We start from the raw sequence: 19385 nt of genomic DNA, 5'->3' as shown, positions 1-19385 counted from the left end.
CAAAAATTAAAGACCTTATCGAAAAAAATTATATTCTATGTGATTTCTATTTTATGGTGAGGTTAAATACATATATACAAAACTATCAAATTTAGAAGTAATTTATCTCCTCCAGGTGATTCGAGATAATTATACAAAGATTTTATAGGAAGATAAATCTCTTTCAACAAATAAATTGCCATTAACTATTTCTATTAACCTCGTTTCATAGTATAATACAATGTAGATTTATTGTTAAGAGTTTGTAAATTGAATGTAAAAGGAACATAGTATAATACAGATTATAAATACTAATGGAGGTTTTTTACAATGAAGAAAGTAATAACTTATGGAACATTCGACCTGTTGCATACTGGTCATATAAATATATTACGTCGCGCAAAGGAATTTGGGGATTACCTAATTGTGGCGATTTCTGCTGATGAATTCAATGCTTTGAAGGGTAAAAAAGCTTACTATACTTTCGAGCAGCGTAAAGCTATCTTGGAAGCGATTCGATATGTTGATGAGGTTATTCCTGAGTATACGTGGGAACAGAAAGTGGAAGATGTGCAGAAGCATGATGTTGATTTCTTTGTTATGGGAGATGACTGGGAAGGCAAATTTGATTTTCTAAAAGATCATTGTGAAGTTATTTATTTGCCAAGAACGGTTGGGATTTCCACAACAAAGATTAAAAGTGACTTAAAACTAAACACAGCTAACAATGGTTAAAGAGCTATTTATAGCAATCTACCTTTTTGTTTTCCGTATCGTCTTTAACTTGTTCAAATTATTGCCCCAAAAGAAGAAAACCGTTTGTGTAGCTTCGTTTGGGGATAATATTTTTTATTCAGTGGATGCCTTACGTAGTATTTCAGATGAGGAAATTATCATCTTAAAGGATGCTTTGTGTAGGTACCCTTTTGATGCTTCCAAAAATACCTTACTAGCTTTTGATCTAAAGCATCCCTTCTCTTTTTTGAAATCTATGTATCATCTTGCTACAGGTTCTACTATTTTAATAGATACCTATCACCCGTTTCTTTCCGTTACCAATTTTAAAACGTCTACGGTTTGCATTCAGTTATGGCATGCAGCTGGTGCTATTAAGCATTTTGGGTTAATGGACCCTACGAATGAATATAGATCTGATAAGGCAATAGAGCGTTTTAAAAACGTCTATGATTCCTTTACTTATGCAGTGGTGGGCTCGGAAAATATGGCAGATACGTTCAAGGATAGTTTTGGCCTGACTGATTCACAAATTCTTCGTACTGGCATACCGAGATCAGACGTTTTATTTGATAATAAGAAGAAACAGGAAGTTTATAAAAAGATCGTGCAAGAAAATCCTTGGGTTGCGGACAAGAAAGTTATTTTATATGCTCCGACTTTTCGAAATGACCAACTTTCAAATTTCCAGCTTCAGCTAAATATAGAGCAACTTTACGCATCGCTTTCTGATGAATATGTTCTATTTATCAAACCACATCCAGCTGTCTCTTATGAGATAAAGGAAATGTTTAAGGAATTCGTTTTGGATGTCTCTTCCTTCTATGACACAAATGAATTGTTACTTGTCACAGATATTCTAATCAGTGACTATTCTTCCATTCCTTTTGAGTTTGCTATATTGGAGAAACCAATGATTTTCTTCGCTTACGATATGGATGAGTATAAGATTACAAGTGGTTTAATAGACAACTATGAAAATCAAATGCCTGGACCTGTTGTCTTTTCAACTGAAGCGATCATCTCATCGATAAAGGAGAAAAACTTTAACTATAAAGATATCAAGGACTTTGCTAAACGTTATAATGCCTACTCAGATGGTAGCGCCAGTTTAAACCTCGCAAAATTCTTGACCAAAACCGACGAAAGACAAAAAGAAAAAGTTTCGATTTAACACCTCATTTTTAAAAATGGGGTGTTTTTTGTGTCTGATTTTTTCTTAAATCTAGCATATCACAACCTGCCAGGTTCGCTTGTTAAGTTTCAGTAAATAATATTAATTATCTGTAAATTATACTGTTTTTCCTTACAAAATGTACTACTATTGAGTTGGCATTTCGTCGTGAAGAAATTGACTAAGAGGAGCCATGCAATAGAGATGAAAAAAATACATAAACTATTATGCGTACCTGTGATCGCCGTGACAATCAGTCTCCCTCAAACAGCATACGGAAGTTCAGATCTTAAAGGACATTACTTTGAAAAGAGTATGCTATCACTGATCGAAAAAGGAATCATCGATGGGTACAGTGATGGCAGTTACCGCCCTGATCGTCTTATAACACGTGCTGAGTTTACGATGCTTCTTGTAAGGGCGTTGCATTTACCAGTGAAAAATACAACGAATCCTTATCAGGATATTGCACAAGATGATTGGTATTACGAGGCTATTGTTACCGCCACTTCTAACAACCTGATTGGTGGGTATCCTGGAAACGTGTTTCGACCTAATAAAAGCATCTCCCGTCAAGAAATGGCAGCGATGATTAAGCGTGCGCTTGATATGAAAGGTGTGGAAGCTGAAAAGGCCTCCCTTCCCTTCACGGACACAGCTCAAATTAACCAGATGTTTATCGGTGCGATAGAAAGTCTTGTAGCACTTCAAATTGTCGCAGGAAAAGAAAAGCAAGGTGATTTATATTTCGCACCATTGGACCATACGACTCGAGGGGAAATGTCAGCGATTTTTAATCGTATGTTAAAACAACTTGATGATGAAAAACTCACAATCTCTTATACAGAATATCCTTATGATTTTAAACAAATGATAGATATTCAAGTAACGCGAACACCAAAAGTGGATGGTGCAGGTAACTTTATTGCTAGTCGTTCACTTGTTGAATATTACGCTAATCCAAGCAACTTCTCTCCAAACTCGAGTGATTACTTGCAATTTCTCGACTTGTCCAAGCAAACACTTTTAGATACGAACGAAATCAATTCTAAAGTGTTAAACAATAAAGGTACATTATCCGGACAAGCAGCAGCTTTTATTAAAGCAGGCAAGGCATATAATGTTAATGAAATATATCTAATGGCACATGCTCTGCATGAAACTGGTAACGGCACATCAACACTCGCTTCAGGCATTCCAGTTGATGGGAAAGGAAATGTGGTTGCAAAGGAGAAGGCAACTCGAACAGTCTACAATATGTATGGCTATGGTGCTGTAGACAGTAACCCAATTAAAGGCGGGGCAAAGTATGCCTTTCAAAATAAATGGTTCTCACCAGCAGAAGCCATAATTGGTGGCGCAAAAGACATTGCCGACAACTATATTAATGATGGTCAAAATACACTTTATAAGATGCGTTGGAATCCTGACAGTCCCGGTTATCCTCAATATGCAACACATGTTAGGTGGGCTGTTTTACAGACAAGTAAGATGCAGGAGATTTACAGTTTACTGGATTCCTATGTTTTGCATTATGAAGTACCATCTTTCCAGAAACAACCTAAAGCTGCTTCTCTCCCTTCAGCTGAGGAACATTACGATGTGAACACAAATCGTGAAGGGCAAACCATGTACACAACAGCTAATCTAAATCTGCGAGTAGGGCCGACTACTTCCTTCAACATTATAAAAACACTGGCAAAAGGGAGCCGGGTTAGCATTATCGGAGAAAACGGTGGCTGGTACAAAATTTCTGTAAGTGGTAATAGTGGCTGGGTTTCTGGTAGCTATTTATCAAGTAATCAATACAGCATTTTTAATAGAAACATAGACTCTCAACCAATAGAAGTACCGATAGTAAACTCTGCTGATCACCTTTTCGGCCAACTAACAGGTCAGCCTCCTATCTTATATAAGGAACCAACTATCTCGGAAGACAACATTGTTAAAGTACTGCCTTTGCAAACACGTATTGCAGTCCTAGAAGTAAAGGATGACTGGTTATTGGTAACAGATCAGGAGAACGAACAAGGTTGGGTTCAGAAAGACAACGTGACGCTTGGTAATCTTTTCAAGGTACAGGACATTGATACGAGGTTGCATATTAGGGAGAACCCAAGCCTTGAAGGAAAGATAATTGGAAGCCTTAAGCCAAGCACTTATTTGGTAGGTAATACAACAAGTGACGGGAAACCGATCAAAGAAGGCGCATGGTATCAGGTATTTTACGATGGAGCTCAAGGATGGGTTCACGAAGACTATGTCCTATTCCAAGACACCCTGAACTAGAATACACTCTTCGTTGACATCAAAAGGAGCATATAAGTCATGAGACATATCACCATAATGAACGTTCCATTCCTGTTTACGACGCAGAAGTCTTTTAGTAGCCTTCTGGCTGAACGGATTGAAAAGAAATTGAAGACCTTTGTTATAACAGCTAATCCAGAAATCGTCATGATGGCAAAGGAAAATCCAGCTATCAAAGAGAACGTAAAGCGTGCAACTTATGTCGTTGCGGATGGAATTGGCATTATAAAAGCTTCCCAAATCTTAAAGAATCCGTTGCCAGAAAGAGTCACAGGCTATGATACGATGATGCAGTTATTATCAATCGCTGACAAAAAGTCTTACAGGATATTTCTGCTTGGAGCACAGCAAGAAACACTAGAAAAGACAGAAGATGCGTTAAAAAAACGCTATCCTTCTATTCAGATAGTTGGAAAACACCACGGTTTTTTTGAAATGACATCCAAACATGTTACCGAACAGATTATGGAGGCATCACCTGATATAACGTTTGTAGCGCTTGGTGCTCCTAGGCAAGAAGAGTGGATCGCTCGAAATTTATCTGCTTTACCAAATGCCTTATATATAGGAGTCGGGGGATCATTCGATGTAATAGCTGGAACAGTTAAACGCGCACCAGTTATATTCCAAAAATTAAACCTTGAATGGTTCTACCGTCTTGTAAAGCAACCTAGCAGATGGAGAAGGATGCTGGCATTGCCTCGTTTTGCCGTACATATCCTGAAGGTGAAGTTTACGAGGAATCCCTTATGAGTTCGTCCACCTTTATTAAAGGCACCTTAATATTAACGATAGCTACTCTGTTTTCTAAAGTTTTAGGAAGTGTATTTCGAATACCGTTACAAAACATCGCGGGCGATCAAGTATTAGGTATTTTTAGCCTTGTTTATCCGGTTTACATGGTTGCACTCACTTTATCTGTTGCGGGGATACCTATTGCTATTTCAAAGATAATCGCCGAGGAACGGGCAAAGAGAAACACCGATTCGATAAAAGAAATATATGTCACGGCAAGTGTATTAGCCATTTTGTTTGGAATCGGGAGTTTTATACTCATTTACTGTTTTTCAGAGCCGATTGCGAACGCACTTGGAGGGCAATCTACAAGGTTGGCGTTAATCGTTGTTGCTGCTACCTTAATCATTGCTCCATATATGGCTGTATATCGGGGTTATTTTCAAGGATTTGGGGATATGGCTCCTACGGCTATTTCACAGGTTATAGAACAATTTGTACGGGTCGCACTATTATTGACTATTGCTTTTCTCTTTGTAAAAAGTGGGTTGCCTGATGAAAAAGTTGCAGGAGGCTTGATGGCTGGTTCTGTATTTGGGGCATTATGTTCATTTATCTATTTACGTTTCCAATACGACCGTTCCCCTCTTAAACAAACTAGCAGCAGAGTATATTCCAGTGCTTCATTTACTTATTGGAGCCGCAAAATTTTAAAACTATCCATTCCCATTGCGTTTGGCGCCATTACGATGGCCTTAATCAATTTTGTTGATTCGTTCACCATCTCGTATAGCTTTCAAAAAATGGGGTTAGACGAATCAGACATTAACTATATGTATGGACTTTACGGACGGGGCCAATCCCTGGTGCAAATCGCTACTGTTCTAGCAACATCTCTTGTATTACCGTTAATTCCTTTGCTTACTACTAAATTAAAGGATGGAAATAAAGAGCAGGTATCCCAAATTATTGGAAAGACGAATTGGCTGACACATTTGGTTTCCTGGCCGGCAGCTTTAGGATTACTCGCCTTAACGTTACCTATCAACCTCGCCTTATTTACGGACATACAAGGGAGTTGGGTGCTAGCTGTAATTGGGTTCAGCTCTATCTTTACTTCATTAACCGTTCTAAGCACCGGGATTCTCCAAGGGATGAACGCAGCCAAAATGGCTGCTGTCATGATTCTAATTGCTGTTGTTTTAAAAGCTGTAGTAAACATCTATCTTGTTCAGGCTTTTGGTCTATTGGGTGCAGCATTTTCTACATTGGCAATTTACATTATCTTATTTGTTTTAAATACGTTCGCTATTTATAAAAAAGCGAGGTTCACGCTAGAAAAAACATCTGTCATGAAAATAATGACAGCTTCCGTTTTCATGGGTGCCGTTATTGGTATCCCAACACTCTTTCTGGACATCGCTAACTGGTCAAGGTTCCAGGCGCTGTCCTATACGTTCGCAGGGATTGTCATTGGTACCGTAATTTATATAGCATTATTACTTCTTCTAAACGTCATTAGTCAACAGGATATAAAGCGCACGCTATCAGGTACTCTATCCGCTAACAGGAAAGGAAGGAATTAACATGAGAAAAAACCTATGGATCTGGATCGTCATCATCTTATTACTTATTGCTTCCTTCCCCGGTCTTTTACAAAGAAGCATGACCGAGCGTGAAAATAATACATTTGAATTAGCCTTACCATTTCAGGAGATAGACCAATTAAGTACAGCAAATGACGAATGGAACGTTAATGATGTCCTTTATTCACTGAAGGAAGCTGGTTTAACAACAGTAAGCATTACCCCATTTTCATTAAAATGGATGGAACAGAAAGGTATTGTTTCCATCTACAGTGATAAAACACTACAGCAAGCCCTAAGATTCAGTGAAACAGAGTCAGATATTAACCCAGATGACAAGGGGTACTATATCAGCAAACCTGTAAGTGAATATTATGAAGAAATTATAGAGGAAACATTTCATCCAGAAGTGAGGTCAATTGGGGATGAATCGCTATTTTTTATTAAAGAAGATTCTCAAGCACTCTCTCGTAGTCTTGGATACAATCAGGAAACAATAAAGCAAATCCAGCAACATGACCTAAACATTATTTATCGCATGGAAAATCAAGAAGGCCTTACCGAAGAATCGATTAGTCAGTTAGTTGACCTTCATGATGAGAAAGCCTCTGGGGTTCTTTTTACAGGGAATGAAGTTGTTGGCTATCCCAATATAAATCTTGTAAAGACATGGTCAGACCAGCTTACAGAGGTTGGTTACCATTTTTACTTTATTGAATTCAGTATGCAGCGTGGCATGCAGACCATTGCTAGAGACACAGATTATAACACGGTACGAATGCATAGTATTCATCTAAATAACAAAACATTGCCTGAGAATATTGATCAAGCTGTAAGAGCAGTTAAAGAGCGCAATATCCGATCATTATTCTTCCATTTGCAAACTGTGGAACCTGAAGAAACACTGGATAATGCTGTTCAATTTATATCAGAGGTTAACACGAAACTGGAACCACAATTTCAGAACGGGACCCCATCTCCCTTTCAGAAAATCGAGACACCATGGTGGACAATCGCCTTGCTTTTGGCTGCCGGTATTTTATTTACCTATATTGTTGCGGAACTAATGAAATGGAAAAAGATCCAATGGTGGGCCGCTATATTTATGACGCTAATCGCGATCGGCTACTTTATTACACAAAAGCTTCTATTGTTACAGGCATTCGCACTGCTAATAGCCATGGCAACTCCTATTTATGCCATTCTCTCTACTAGAAAGATGCGAGATGCTAAAATGCTCACGATTAGCCTGCATTATGGAAAAGCGCTTGGCATTAGCGCTATTGGCATATTGGTTATAGTTGGGTTACTAAACGGCAACGCATTTATAACAGGGTTTGAAGCATTTCGTGGGGTGAAACTTGTCTACCTTGTACCGTTAGTATTCACCGTAGGCTATCTCTTCTGGAAAGAAGGATACCAACTCTTACAAGTAAATGTAAAGTACTGGCACATGCTGCTTATCGTGCTATTAGGTGCAATAGGTTTCTACTATATCGCCCGGACAGGAAATCATAGTACCGTTAGTGAGATTGAACTTATGGCACGGAGATTTCTTGAAGACCTCCTTTATGTTAGACCGCGAACAAAAGAGTTTTTAATTGGGTTTCCTTTTTATATCTTGGCCCTCTATGTAATCAGACATAACGCGTTTATAGGTAAGCTTCTTTTAATACCTGGGATCATTGGATTTCTATCCATTGTAAATACATTTACACACTTGCACATTCCATTACACATTTCGTTATTGCGTACGGGATATAGCATTTTGATTGGGTATCTTATAGGTGTCTTGCTCATCCTCCTTCTAAAAATATGTATTCCTTTGATTCATAGATTACTTGAAAAGAGGTCGGTCTAATGCATATTGTAATTTCAGGTTATTTCGGTTTTGACAATGTAGGAGATGAGGCAATCCTTTATTCTATTATCGAATCCTTAAGAGCTGTTAAGCCAAACGTCAACATAACCGTTCTCTCCAACAATCCTGCGGCCACTAGTAGGACGTACAACGTTCAAGCAGTAAACAGGCGGAAACTCAAGGAAATCACACGAGCAATTCGTTCCTCAGATGGACTCATAAGTGGAGGAGGAAGCCTGTTACAGGATAAAACAGGGATGTTAACCATTCCTTATTATACTGGTGTTATGAGGATAGCCAAGTTTTTAAATAAACCTGTATTTATATATGCACAAGGTATGGGACCGATAAGCAGTAAGCTGAATAAATGGCTTGTAAAAACAACCTTAAACAATGTGAGTCAGATAACAGTAAGAGACAAAGCCTCCAAACAATTACTAAGTGATATTGGCGTTACAAATCCTGCTCCGATTGTACCAGACCCGGTTCTTGGGCTCGATCAAGCTTCCTTCAGCCATAATTGGAAAACGAGTGAGCACTTACGCCCTTTCATTACGGTAAGTATACGAGATTGGCCAACAAAGCAAGCTTACCATAAGAAAGTGGCCACTTGTCTAGATGACCTCGCACAAAACGGCTATGACATTGTATTTGTCCCAATGCATGGGAAACAGGATGCTGTGCAATCTAAGAAAACAGCTGACCTAATGAAAGAAAAGAGCTATCTATTTCCTTCCAACGCTTCCATACAAGAAAAGATTGCTATTATTGGAGATTCCCAATTACTTATAGGAATGCGACTCCATTCGCTTATCTTTTCAGCAATATGTACAACGCCTTTTGTGGCAATATCCTATGATCCAAAAATTGATGCGTTTGCCAGCCTTTGCGACCAGCCTGTAATAGGCCATGTAGAGAAAGACAATTGGGGATCGGATGATTTGTGGGAGACCATCAGGCGGATACTTTCGATGGAAGAATGGAAACAAGCAGAGTTAAGGCGCAAGGTTAGCGAGCACCAGCAAAACGCAAAAAAAACACCTGAAATGGTGTTCGAAACTTTCATCCAAGAGTTAAAATGCGAACAAAGCTATTAAGCTTTGCTCGCATTTTTCATTTGGTCATATCGTTTTATAATGAATCGAGAACAGGTACTAAGAAGAACTACAATTCCGGCAGCCGTGATAATGCAAAGAACGGGGATAATAAAGAATCCATACCGAGGAATGGTTAAAAATAAATTAGAAAGCCCGATATACATGAAGGCCACAGAGGCTAAAGCCAGTACTTCCTTTTTTCGGGTTAGAACTGCAACAACACTTGTTATCAAAGCTCCGTTCACGATGATATGGTGTGTCCACTTGAACACATCCATATATGATAGAGATGTGTAATAATAAATAGCATCAGGAATTTTAAATAACTCGTATGTCTTTCCAATCGTGAACCAGGACAGCCATAGACCAAAGTTCTCCTGGAAGCCTTCTTTTATTTTCATTATCGCATAGTCTTTTGCTTCCATCCCAAGTTCATATCGTTCTTTCCAATACTTTGAGAAATCATACATATTGAACGGGTTGCTTCCTGCAAACCAACTATTCCCAGAATGAGTAGAGAACAGAATAAATTCGCCGAACGCTATATAATTCCTTATTAGCCATGGCAAAATCACAACGGATGCACCGATTCCCCAAAATATAGCGACTGAAAAGAATTGCTTATACTGATGGCGATGGCGAAATGCTATAACAGCAAAGCCAATCAGCACAAGCGGTGCAATTACGGGTCTTATCATGACACCATAACAAAATACGATAGCAAAAAGCATATGGAATATTTTTTTATTTGTATGTAAAGCTATAAGAAATACATAGATAGCTAGACAAAAAGAGAAGATCCCTGGCGTCTCTGTTAACGCTGTTCGAAAATAGTGAAGTGGCGTAAGGTAGAATGTATATAATCCAGCCGCTACAACTCCCACCCACCGATTTTTAAAGATCAGTGAAGCAATTAAATATAACAATAGAACGGTTCCAATACTCAGCACCATATTAAAGAGCTTCACCATCGTCATCTGTTCTACCTGGAATAGATCTGCAATATGGAAAATTGCTACAAGCAATAGTGGATGACCTGGTGTTACAAAAGCATTTTTTATAATTTCTCCAGTATTGCGGGTGTCGTATCCGTAGACGCCATGCTCGATAAGCTGGTTTGCCATGTTCGTGTATAAGTATGCATCCCTGCTACCGTATTTCCATGTATGCTCTCTTAGTTTCGCCACACTTTCGGTTATTTCCTCATTTTCCAGCTGCTCTTGAATTTGCTCATCTGTAGGTTCCACAAAATTGCTGCCAGGATGCTTTATTAAAAAATATGTATGCATGATTGTCGATATGAGTAAGAGAATTATGAGCATGTATACTGGCGCCTTTTTATGTAAATGTTTTAGACCGAACTTCTTTTTCATAGATTACCTCGCTATCAGGTATACACCAAAAACAATGACGGCTGCGCCTGCCCATTGAATAGGTGTGACCGTTTCTTTAAATAAGGCGAAGCCAATAAAGATTCCTAATACATAGGCTAAACTTTGAAATGGATAGGCAATACTAAATGGCATTCTAGTGAGCAAATACAACCAGATTCCAGTCGCCAGCACATAAATGAGTCCCCCACCAATGATGTATGGTGACTTTACAACATGCAGTATCGTATGTAGTCCCACTGGGGAAAGATGAGCCATGCCCGTTTTCCAAAGCATCTGACCGCTAACTAACAAGAGAATATTGATAACTAATAAAATGTAATTCATATTTTCTTTTTCCTAACTTCATTTTTGTCCTGTTTCATTCTTTCTTGTTCTTCCTTAAGCAACGCGAATTCTTGTGTAAGGACCGTAACTTTATTATTTAATTTCGAAATACGTCTCGTTAAATCAAAGATCATGATAATGGTACTAATGAGACCAAATAAGAACAGTAAGCTTGGAGCATAGGCAATCCCAAGTATATCTGCAAGGTAGGCAAGTAAGTCTCTGGACAGACTTAACACACCAAGCACCATACAGGTAAAAATCCAAATGAGCGAATCCCTTGTTTCCAATATTCCTCTACGCACCGATTCCATCACGATAATGAAAAATAAAACAATAATAAAAAATGACATCCAGGTAATATCCATACGTCAATACTCCTTCACAATCGAAGACATTAAAATAGAGAGCGTTACCTTACCAAAATAATAAAAACTCTTCCATGTTGTAATCGATGAGGCCCCTCCCTGTCTGGATTGCATATTTGCAGGGACTTCCTTTATCCGCATCCCTTTTCTACTTAAATGCATCAGTACTTCTGGTTCTGGATAGTCCCTCGGATAATGATGAGCAAATAATTCTATTACCGCACGATTGATGGCCCTGTAACCTGAAGTTGGGTCTGTGAATTTTTTTCTAGTCAGAAGTTTTAATACTAGGTAGAAGTAATAAATACCAATTCTCCTGACCCTGCTCCCTCGATAATCTGTCTTTTGTAGGAATCTAGACCCTATAACCATGTCCTGTTCTTGGTTCATAATCGGCTGGATCAAATTAACAAAGTCTTGAATGTTATGCTGACCATCTGCATCAAATTGCACGGCGATTTCAAAGTCATGATTGCAGGCATACTTATAACCTGTTTGTACTGCTCCCCCAATTCCAAGGTTCTGCGGAAGGTTGATTTGGACAACCTCAAATGTTTCTACAATTTCTTTCGTTCTATCTTGTGAACCATCATTCACCACACATATTTCGACATTGTCCAGTTCATTCTTTAACGCCATTAATCCTTCCAATGTTTTGGCAATATTGTCTTCCTCATTGTATGCCGGGACGATAATTGCCGTTTTAGGTACGTTTTTTATATCCATGGTTCTCCCCCTTTTTTATCCCGTTTTCGTTTCTTCCACTTTTTTCGTAGCATGGGGCTGAGGCATTTTCCCAAATACCATCCAGCTAAATGGAATGTATGTTGACGTTAGTCTGACAACCAGCCAACTTAACAGACCTACTAAGATAAATGTGATAATTTGCCAACCATGGTAAACCAGTGGTGAACCAGATGAAACGAGCTGCCTGAACACCATTAAAAATAAAGGGTGAATCAAATAAATCCCAAAGGACGTTGCCCCAATTTCCATAAAGAACTGTTTGGTAATTGGCTTAAATACCCTATTTGCCAAATGGGCGAGATAAAACAGTAAAACGCCTGCAAACAAAGCATGAGTAGCCCAGGTAAACTCTCCTATGTATTTGGTTATGATTTCAGGGAGGTTAACTGCAATGGAAGGGAATACCCCAATTCTAGCGGTGTACATATAACCGGTATACAGTATGAGTAGTACGCCGTAACCAACACTTAATGGGATAAGGATACGATCTTTTATGTATTTTTTATTAAAGCTTGCTTTTATGTCATCATAATAAATACCAAGATAAGCACCAATGAAATAAAAGGACAGGTATGAAAAGGACACAGACCCTTTCCATTCGATATGAAAATAATGATTATTTAAAACAACCCATCCCCACTGCAATACTAACCCGATCCAAATTGCGTGCTTTCTCAAGAAATGAATTTTCTTAAATAGATATAATAAGAATGGAAACAGAATATAAAGCTGTACACTGATAAAAACAAAATATAAATGTGTATGCGCCTTCCCAACTGCTAGTAGGGTAAGAAACCGTTGGATGGCGTAAGATATGCTGGGGTAATCATAGTAGACATACATTTTTATCACGAAATACAGAATGGAGAATAAAATGTACGGAATTAAAATATACTTCAATCGCTTTGTGTAAAATCGCTTAATCAAATCCCCATTGATCTGCCGAGGATAGTAATTGTAAAAAAGAACAAAGCTACTTAGCATAATAAATGTTGGTGTACCGAGTTTCCCTGCAATGTTAAGGAAATTATAGACAGGAAAAAGAATTGAATCGGTTTCAATGCTCGTCACACCACTTGAGCTTGAATGAACAGTCAGTACTGCTAAAATAGCAAATGCCCTTGCAAGCTGTATTTCATCTAAGGCTCTTCTTTGTAAACGCTGCACTTCATCACCACATTACTTTCTATTTGTTTTTACTACGATCCTATTAATCTCAGGAAATAACACCTAATAATCAACCAGCACTACTTCTTATATTTACTCGTTTCAATCCAATTTAATATAGGTCTGTATCGTTCACTAATAATCCCTGTTACTTCTACAATCAATTCCACCATCATTAAAACCGTGACCAACACAATTGTTGTTCCCCATATAGCAGACCTGGTCAAAAGGACAGCTGCAAGGCTAAACAACCCACTTAACGCATACAACATGATGACAGTTTGTCTATGAGAAAAACCTAGCCTAATAATACAGTGATGCAGATGCAGTTTATCCGGTGAGGATAATGGTTTCTTTTGGATGATTCTACGTACAATCGCAAAAACCGTATCTAATATCGGGATCGCCAATATAATGATGGGCACCATTAGAGAAAATACCGCTACATTTTTGAATAGGCCTAGCACTGCAATGACAGAAATCATATAGCCTAGGAATAATGAGCCGGTATCCCCCATAAATATTTTAGCGGGATAGAAATTAAATACTAAGAAGCCAAGCGTTCCCCCTAGCAATAGTAAAGATAGCAGCGCAATCGGTATATTACCCATAGCTCCTGCAACCAGTGAGATAGTTAGTAAAGATATCGAAGAAACACCTGCAGCCAGCCCGTCCAGTCCATCAATTAAATTAATTGCGTTCGTAATGGCGACAATCCAGATAATTGTAATCGGGATAGCAGCAGCACCAAATTCTATTCTGTCACCAAACGGCACGGTGATGAACTCAATTGTGTACCCGCCCATTACCGGAATGCTGGCAGCGATCAATTGCCCTATCAGTTTTATTCGTGCAGATAATTGATAGAGATCATCCAATATCCCCACGAGCACAATAATTGTGGCGCCAATTAATATCATCCAGCCACCTGCAACATCCTTAAAAAATACGAGGTAACCGATTAAAAAACTGATATAAATTGCAAGCCCTCCCATTCGGGGCATGGGTTTATCATGTACCTTGCGTAAGTTCGGCTTATCCACGGCTCCCAACTTAATTGCGAGCTTTTTTATGAATGGTGTTAAGATAATTGCTATAATAAAGCACAGTAATATACCACTATAATTCACAGTAAATCCTCCTACTTCCCTTCAACTAATATCACGAAATAAGGACCAATCTCTTGCTCCTCTACAAAACTTACAAAATAAAAATGCCCTTAAAGAGCATTATCCATTTTGTTGTTTACACTCTCTAAAAATCTAACTATTAGATGATGACTTGTTCTAAATTGTCAGCATAAGTTGCGTTATATGCTTTATATTTCTCAAGTTCATCTGTCGTAATTAAAATGGAAGGGAATTTTTTTAAACGCTGCATTTGTTCAATACTATTTACTGTCCAAGCAACCACCTGTACGCCCATTTGCTCGCATTTATTAATATATTTCTCGTTTAGACCATCAAATTTCACAGCGATATATTCTGCATCCAGCTTCTCAATTAAGCGTAAATGTGACCTTTTCATCTTTGTAACCAATGGTCCAATTTTAATATCTGAGGAAAGTACTCTCATTTTAGCAAGGGATTTATGATCAAAAGAAATCACATATACTTCTTCTTCCATTTGCAGCTTCTGAACGATACGACATACTTTCTCTTCCACTGCGTCATATAATTTGGTGTTTTTCATCTCAATTGACACATGAATTTGACCTTTAGCTAAGCGTAAAACCTCTTCTAGGGTCGGAATTTTCTCGAACTCACCAACATTAAATTCCTGCAGCTGGTCCACCGTATATTCTCTAATTTCCCCACTGCCGTCTGTCATTCTGTCAATATTATAGTCGTGCATCACAACCGGGACCCCATCCTTACTAAGATGAACATCCAACTCAATATGTGAAAATCCTAAATCAATCGCGGCTTGAAAAGAAGATAACGTGTTTTCTGGATACTTAACAGGGTAACCTCTGTGGCCTATCCCTCTAATATTCATTGAGCATTTCTCCTTTTTATTCCGTTTTTATCGAGTTGTTGCCTACCTCCTCGATTACTTTCATTATAAACGGGGATTATTAAGTGCATATTAGGTAGAAGTAAATAATTTGTAAATTCATATATTATGTACGTAATTCTTAACTGAAAAAGCGATACTTATTAATGGAGGTTTATAAAATGAAAAGAGTCATCACATATGGAACATTTGATATTCTACATCCTGGCCATATACGTTTACTAAATAGAGCAAGACAGTTAGGAGATTATTTAATTGTCGGGATCTCTACTGATGAATTCAACACGATGAAAGGGAAAACAGCCTACTATACGTTTGAACAGCGAAAAGACATTTTAGAAGCACTACAAGACGTTGATAAAGTAATACCAGAAAATACATGGGGACAAAAAATAGCGGATATCGCATCTTACTCTATTGATACGTTTGTAATGGGGAATGACTGGGAAGGGGAGTTTGATTATTTAAAGGAGCATTGTGAAGTTATATACCTCCCAAGAACTACCGGGATTTCAACAACGCAAATTAAGAAGGACTTAAACAAAAATGGGTAGAGAATTCCTCATTTATGTGTACCTTCATGTTTTTCGCTTTTTCTTTACACTCTTTAAACTGTTTCCGCTACAGAAAAATAAAACGACCTTTATTGCTTCGTTTGGGCAAAATGTCTGGTTTACACTTCAGCAATTGGGCAACAGTCCTGACCAAAAATGCATCATATTACAAACAGCACGGTGTACCGAGAACCTACACGGCTATCCTTGCGAAAAAGTGATACCGTTTAAGGCAAAACACCCCTTTAACTGGTTCCGAGCTATTTACCATTTAGCTACTTCTCGAATTGTATTTGTAGATAACTACTATGGTATTCTTGCCGCTTCTACGTTCCGTAAAAGCGTATACTGTATCCAATTATGGCATGCAGCTGGGGCAATTAAACGGTTTGGGTTAAAAGATCAAGCGATTAAGGAGCGATCCCAGCCCACGTATCGGCGCTTTGTGAAGGTATATAAAAGAATGGACTTCGTAGTAGTAGGCTCTGAAAAAATGGGGTCGATATTTTGCTCCGCCTTTGGTTTGGACAAGCGTAATCTGTTACGTACTGGTATTCCGAGGACAGACTTTTTCTTTGATCAACATGCACAGGCAGAGGTAGTTGAAAACATAGTCGCCAAATACCCCGCTGTGCAGAATAAAAAAGTTCTTTTATACGCCCCAACATACCGAAACGGTCCCTCGGGAGAACACTTGAATATAGATCTATCGGCTTTATATAATGCTTTTTCGCAGGAATATATGCTCTTCATCCAAACTCACCCTACCGTTCAATGGAAAATCGACCAGCATTATGAAGGTTTTGTTTTTGAAATCACCAATACTTCTATCAATCATATGCTATGTGTCACAGATATTTTAATAACGGACTATTCTTCTGTAATATTTGAATATGCTTTACTTAAAAAGCCAATGGTGTTCTTTGCGTACGATTTAGAGGAATATGCAGAGGAAAGAGGGTTCTGGGAGGATTACACCTCACTTGTGCCCGGTCCAATTGTCGAGAACACTTCAGAACTAATTTCATGTATCAAACAGTACAATTATCCGGTATCAAAAATTGAAAAGTTTGCTGAGGAGTGGAATCATTATTCTAAGGGGGAGTCCAGTAAGAATTTAGTAGACTTATTTTATCCGAAACACTAGCATTCGATCGTCTTTTAGTGAATACGTATGTTTCTTTATACTTAAAACATCAACATTTTAACTATGGCGTAATTGCTTCCTATCACTTATTTAACGCGTAAAAAAACCTAGTGATATGCCACATATCACCAGGTTTTTATTATACCCGATTCTTCGCTTCAATTTCTTTTGAACCGGTAATGAGATAATTAAGTTCTTCTTCTGGTATTTCGTTAAATTCTTTCCGTTTTACAAGGTAGAAGATTAGACCCAGTACAATCCAGGCACCTAGCGCGATTCTAGACTCAATTCCAAGGAAAGCTGGTGACCCTGGAATTAGTAGCAAACCGAGAAATACGAGGCTTGCTAGCATCCCAATAGCAGCAATTACCTTTTTCAACGGTGAGACATTGTGTTTTTTCTCGTTAAAGGTAGCGTCTTTCTTTGTTTTAAACAAGGAGAACGCAGTATAACAAGTATAGAAATAGGCAATGGTTACCCCGATAGAAGACATGTCCACGACCCAAAGCAATGCTTCACGGCCAAACCATGGAGCTAGCATAGCCACAATTACTGTGAAAATAATCCCAACATATGGCGTTTTGTGCTTTGGATGAAGCTTTGAGAATGCTTCAGGTAATATTTTCGCACGAGACATTGCGAACAGTAATCTACTTGAAGAGATGATGAAACCGTTAAGTCCGGTGAACACACCCATTGTCAAGGCAGTTACCAGCAGGACAAGTCCCATCGTTCCTAATAGTCCTTCTATAGCTGCTGCCGTCCCCCAGACATGGGATTCCGAGACAAGTTCTTGCCAAGGGCGAATCATAGCCGTAGCGATGATCATCAAACTATACAGCACTGCTGCAAAGAAAATAGCTAAAATGATTAATGAGAAAGCTTTTTTGGAGGAAAAATGAAATTCTTCCGCAGCCTGTGGGACATTGTCAAACCCAACATATGCCCACGGCGCAATTGCTACAATCGAAATAATTGCCGCAAATGCTGTAGTATCAGATGGGAAAAATGGCTGGACATTGGACAGTCCCGCTCCTGGTTGCCCTCCCACCATAAACGTTATGGCTACAATACTAAGAATCATAATTGTACAAAAGACAAACTGCATACGACCAGATATACCACTACCACGGACGTTAAAATAACCAAATGCGCCTAATGCTACGGATGCAATAATAATTTCCATTCCATAAACATCCCAGCCCGCAATTTGGTATAAATGAAGATTTTCTATAAGTGCAGGAAAAACAAATTTAAACATTAACGCAAACGCTGAAGCATTTAAAGCTACAATACATATGTAACCAAGCGTTAGAAACCAGCCGCTGATGAATGCGTGGGTTCTACCAAGACTAATAAAAGCATAAGCGAACTCCCCGCCAGATACTGGAAAACTTTTAATCAGAAAACCGTAGCTTACAGCGATCAACATCATTAAAATAGCACCAATTCCAAAGCCGAGGATAACTCCCATCGGGCCAGCAGTGGTCATCCAGGTTGTAGGCTGTACGAATGCACCCCATCCGATTGACGAGCCAAGCGCGATTGCCCATACCCAATGTGCCTTTAATGACTTTTTCAGTGTCGTTCTTTCTTCCATAATTGGTCTCCTTAAATATATTTTGGCAGTTACAAGTTTCGTCTACCATCTAAAAAATTATACCAAACATATAATTTCTAAGCTATTTCCGCATAAGTAAGCATGAGACAGTATCAAATAACATTTAAGGGCATTTTAATTTTGAATCTTCACCAGTGTAAATTACAAGCAATTTTATTTATATTTGACTGAATTTAAAATATTCGCCTCCCTAATTGCAGAATTAAGTGGTGAATAGATGGAGTAGAAGTTGATTAAGTGGGCGATTTGGTTGATTGGTTGTGCTTCTTGGTCGATTGATCATCCGATTTGATCGATTTATGGTGCTTCTTAATCGATTAATCATCCGATTTGATCGATTGAATGCGCTTCTTAATCGATTGATCATCCGATTTGATCGATTGAATGCGCTTCTTAATCGATTGATCATCCGATTTGATCGATTGAATACGCTTCTTAATCGATTGATCATCCGATTTGATCGATTGAATGCGCTTCTTAATTGATTGATCCTCTGATTTGATCGATTGAATGCGCTTCTTAATCGATTGATCCACCAATTTGATTGATTGGCTCCCCGATTTAGTCGAT

The 19385-nt window shown here is 38.5% G+C and carries 18 protein-coding genes; 9 read left to right on the top strand and 9 right to left on the bottom strand.

What is annotated here, in order from left to right; translation table 11 throughout:
- Nucleotides 1-309 precede the first annotated feature (309 nt).
- The 7 genes from tagD (K3T81_RS02545) to csaB all read left to right on the top strand — a co-directional run bounded on the left by tagD (K3T81_RS02545) (nucleotide 310) and on the right by csaB (nucleotide 9477).
- Nucleotides 310-714 carry a glycerol-3-phosphate cytidylyltransferase gene (gene tagD / locus K3T81_RS02545; protein ID WP_036578379.1) on the top strand — a complete coding sequence of 135 codons (405 nt, stop codon included), beginning with the start codon at nucleotides 310-312 and terminating at the stop codon, nucleotides 712-714.
- 121 nt (nucleotides 715-835) lie between these two features.
- Entirely contained in the window at nucleotides 836-1888 is a 1053-nt protein-coding gene (locus K3T81_RS02540; RefSeq protein ID WP_238018041.1) for a CDP-glycerol glycerophosphotransferase family protein, read from the top strand.
- 204 nt (nucleotides 1889-2092) lie between these two features.
- Nucleotides 2093-4177 (top strand): S-layer homology domain-containing protein, encoded by a 2085-nt coding sequence (locus tag K3T81_RS02535; RefSeq protein ID WP_238018040.1) that lies wholly within the window; start codon nucleotides 2093-2095, stop codon nucleotides 4175-4177.
- Nucleotides 4178-4216: 39 nt separating this feature from the next.
- Nucleotides 4217-4951: a WecB/TagA/CpsF family glycosyltransferase gene (locus K3T81_RS02530; RefSeq protein WP_238018039.1), complete on the top strand. Its 735-nt coding sequence runs from the start codon at nucleotides 4217-4219 to the stop codon at nucleotides 4949-4951.
- A complete protein-coding gene (locus tag K3T81_RS02525) occupies nucleotides 4948-6519 on the top strand; it encodes a putative polysaccharide biosynthesis protein (RefSeq protein ID WP_238018038.1) in 1572 nt (523 codons plus the stop codon). The genes K3T81_RS02530 and K3T81_RS02525 overlap by 4 nt, the downstream gene beginning before the upstream one ends.
- Before the next feature lies 1 nt (nucleotide 6520).
- Nucleotides 6521-8380: a DUF5693 family protein gene (locus K3T81_RS02520; RefSeq protein WP_238018037.1), complete on the top strand. Its 1860-nt coding sequence runs from the start codon at nucleotides 6521-6523 to the stop codon at nucleotides 8378-8380.
- A complete protein-coding gene (gene csaB, locus K3T81_RS02515; protein WP_238018036.1) occupies nucleotides 8380-9477 on the top strand; it encodes a polysaccharide pyruvyl transferase CsaB in 1098 nt (365 codons plus the stop codon). Before K3T81_RS02520 ends, csaB begins: the two co-directional genes overlap by 1 nt.
- On the opposite strand, the gene K3T81_RS02510 is transcribed toward csaB, so the two are convergent.
- The 7 genes from K3T81_RS02510 to K3T81_RS02480 all read right to left on the bottom strand — a co-directional run bounded on the left by K3T81_RS02510 (nucleotide 9474) and on the right by K3T81_RS02480 (nucleotide 15475).
- Nucleotides 9474-10850, bottom strand: coding sequence for an ArnT family glycosyltransferase (locus tag K3T81_RS02510; RefSeq protein WP_238018035.1), 1377 nt, complete (start codon nucleotides 10848-10850; stop codon nucleotides 9474-9476). The genes csaB and K3T81_RS02510 overlap by 4 nt on opposite strands.
- A 3-nt stretch (nucleotides 10851-10853) precedes the next feature.
- Nucleotides 10854-11195, bottom strand: a complete 342-nt coding sequence (locus K3T81_RS02505; RefSeq protein ID WP_238018034.1) for an EamA family transporter — start codon at nucleotides 11193-11195, stop codon at nucleotides 10854-10856.
- Nucleotides 11192-11563, bottom strand: coding sequence for a DUF2304 domain-containing protein (locus tag K3T81_RS02500; RefSeq protein WP_238018033.1), 372 nt, complete (start codon nucleotides 11561-11563; stop codon nucleotides 11192-11194). Before K3T81_RS02500 ends, K3T81_RS02505 begins: the two co-directional genes overlap by 4 nt.
- Nucleotides 11564-11566: 3 nt before the next feature.
- Nucleotides 11567-12289, bottom strand: coding sequence for a glycosyltransferase family 2 protein (locus K3T81_RS02495; protein ID WP_238018031.1), 723 nt, complete (start codon nucleotides 12287-12289; stop codon nucleotides 11567-11569).
- A 15-nt stretch (nucleotides 12290-12304) separates the two neighbouring features.
- On the bottom strand, nucleotides 12305-13477 hold the full coding sequence (locus K3T81_RS02490; protein ID WP_238018029.1) for an acyltransferase: 1173 nt from the start codon (nucleotides 13475-13477) through the stop codon (nucleotides 12305-12307).
- Nucleotides 13478-13557: 80 nt separating this feature from the next.
- The gene (locus tag K3T81_RS02485; protein ID WP_238018027.1) at nucleotides 13558-14607 is read right to left on the bottom strand and encodes a glycosyltransferase family 4 protein; all 1050 of its coding nucleotides are present in this window, start codon (nucleotides 14605-14607) and stop codon (nucleotides 13558-13560) included.
- A gap of 139 nt (nucleotides 14608-14746) precedes the next feature.
- Nucleotides 14747-15475: a glycerophosphodiester phosphodiesterase gene (locus K3T81_RS02480; RefSeq protein WP_051558093.1), complete on the bottom strand. Its 729-nt coding sequence runs from the start codon at nucleotides 15473-15475 to the stop codon at nucleotides 14747-14749.
- 179 nt (nucleotides 15476-15654) lie between these two features.
- Between K3T81_RS02480 and tagD (K3T81_RS02475) the strand changes: the two genes are divergently transcribed.
- Nucleotides 15655-16047: a glycerol-3-phosphate cytidylyltransferase gene (tagD, locus tag K3T81_RS02475; protein WP_238018025.1), complete on the top strand. Its 393-nt coding sequence runs from the start codon at nucleotides 15655-15657 to the stop codon at nucleotides 16045-16047.
- Nucleotides 16040-17194 (top strand): CDP-glycerol glycerophosphotransferase family protein, encoded by a 1155-nt coding sequence (locus K3T81_RS02470; protein WP_238018023.1) that lies wholly within the window; start codon nucleotides 16040-16042, stop codon nucleotides 17192-17194. Before tagD (K3T81_RS02475) ends, K3T81_RS02470 begins: the two co-directional genes overlap by 8 nt.
- A 139-nt stretch (nucleotides 17195-17333) precedes the next feature.
- On the opposite strand, the gene K3T81_RS02465 is transcribed toward K3T81_RS02470, so the two are convergent.
- On the bottom strand, nucleotides 17334-18794 hold the full coding sequence (locus K3T81_RS02465) for an APC family permease (RefSeq protein WP_161463856.1): 1461 nt from the start codon (nucleotides 18792-18794) through the stop codon (nucleotides 17334-17336).
- A gap of 338 nt (nucleotides 18795-19132) precedes the next feature.
- A complete protein-coding gene (locus tag K3T81_RS02460) occupies nucleotides 19133-19354 on the bottom strand; it encodes a hypothetical protein (protein ID WP_238018021.1) in 222 nt (73 codons plus the stop codon).
- Nucleotides 19355-19385: the final 31 nt, after the last annotated feature.

The organism is Oceanobacillus jordanicus (genome assembly GCF_022095695.1).
Lineage (GTDB): Bacteria > Bacillota > Bacilli > Bacillales > Amphibacillaceae > Oceanobacillus_B > Oceanobacillus_B jordanicus.
Note: the sequence above shows the minus strand (reverse complement) of the source record. Positions and strands in the feature narration are given on the sequence as shown.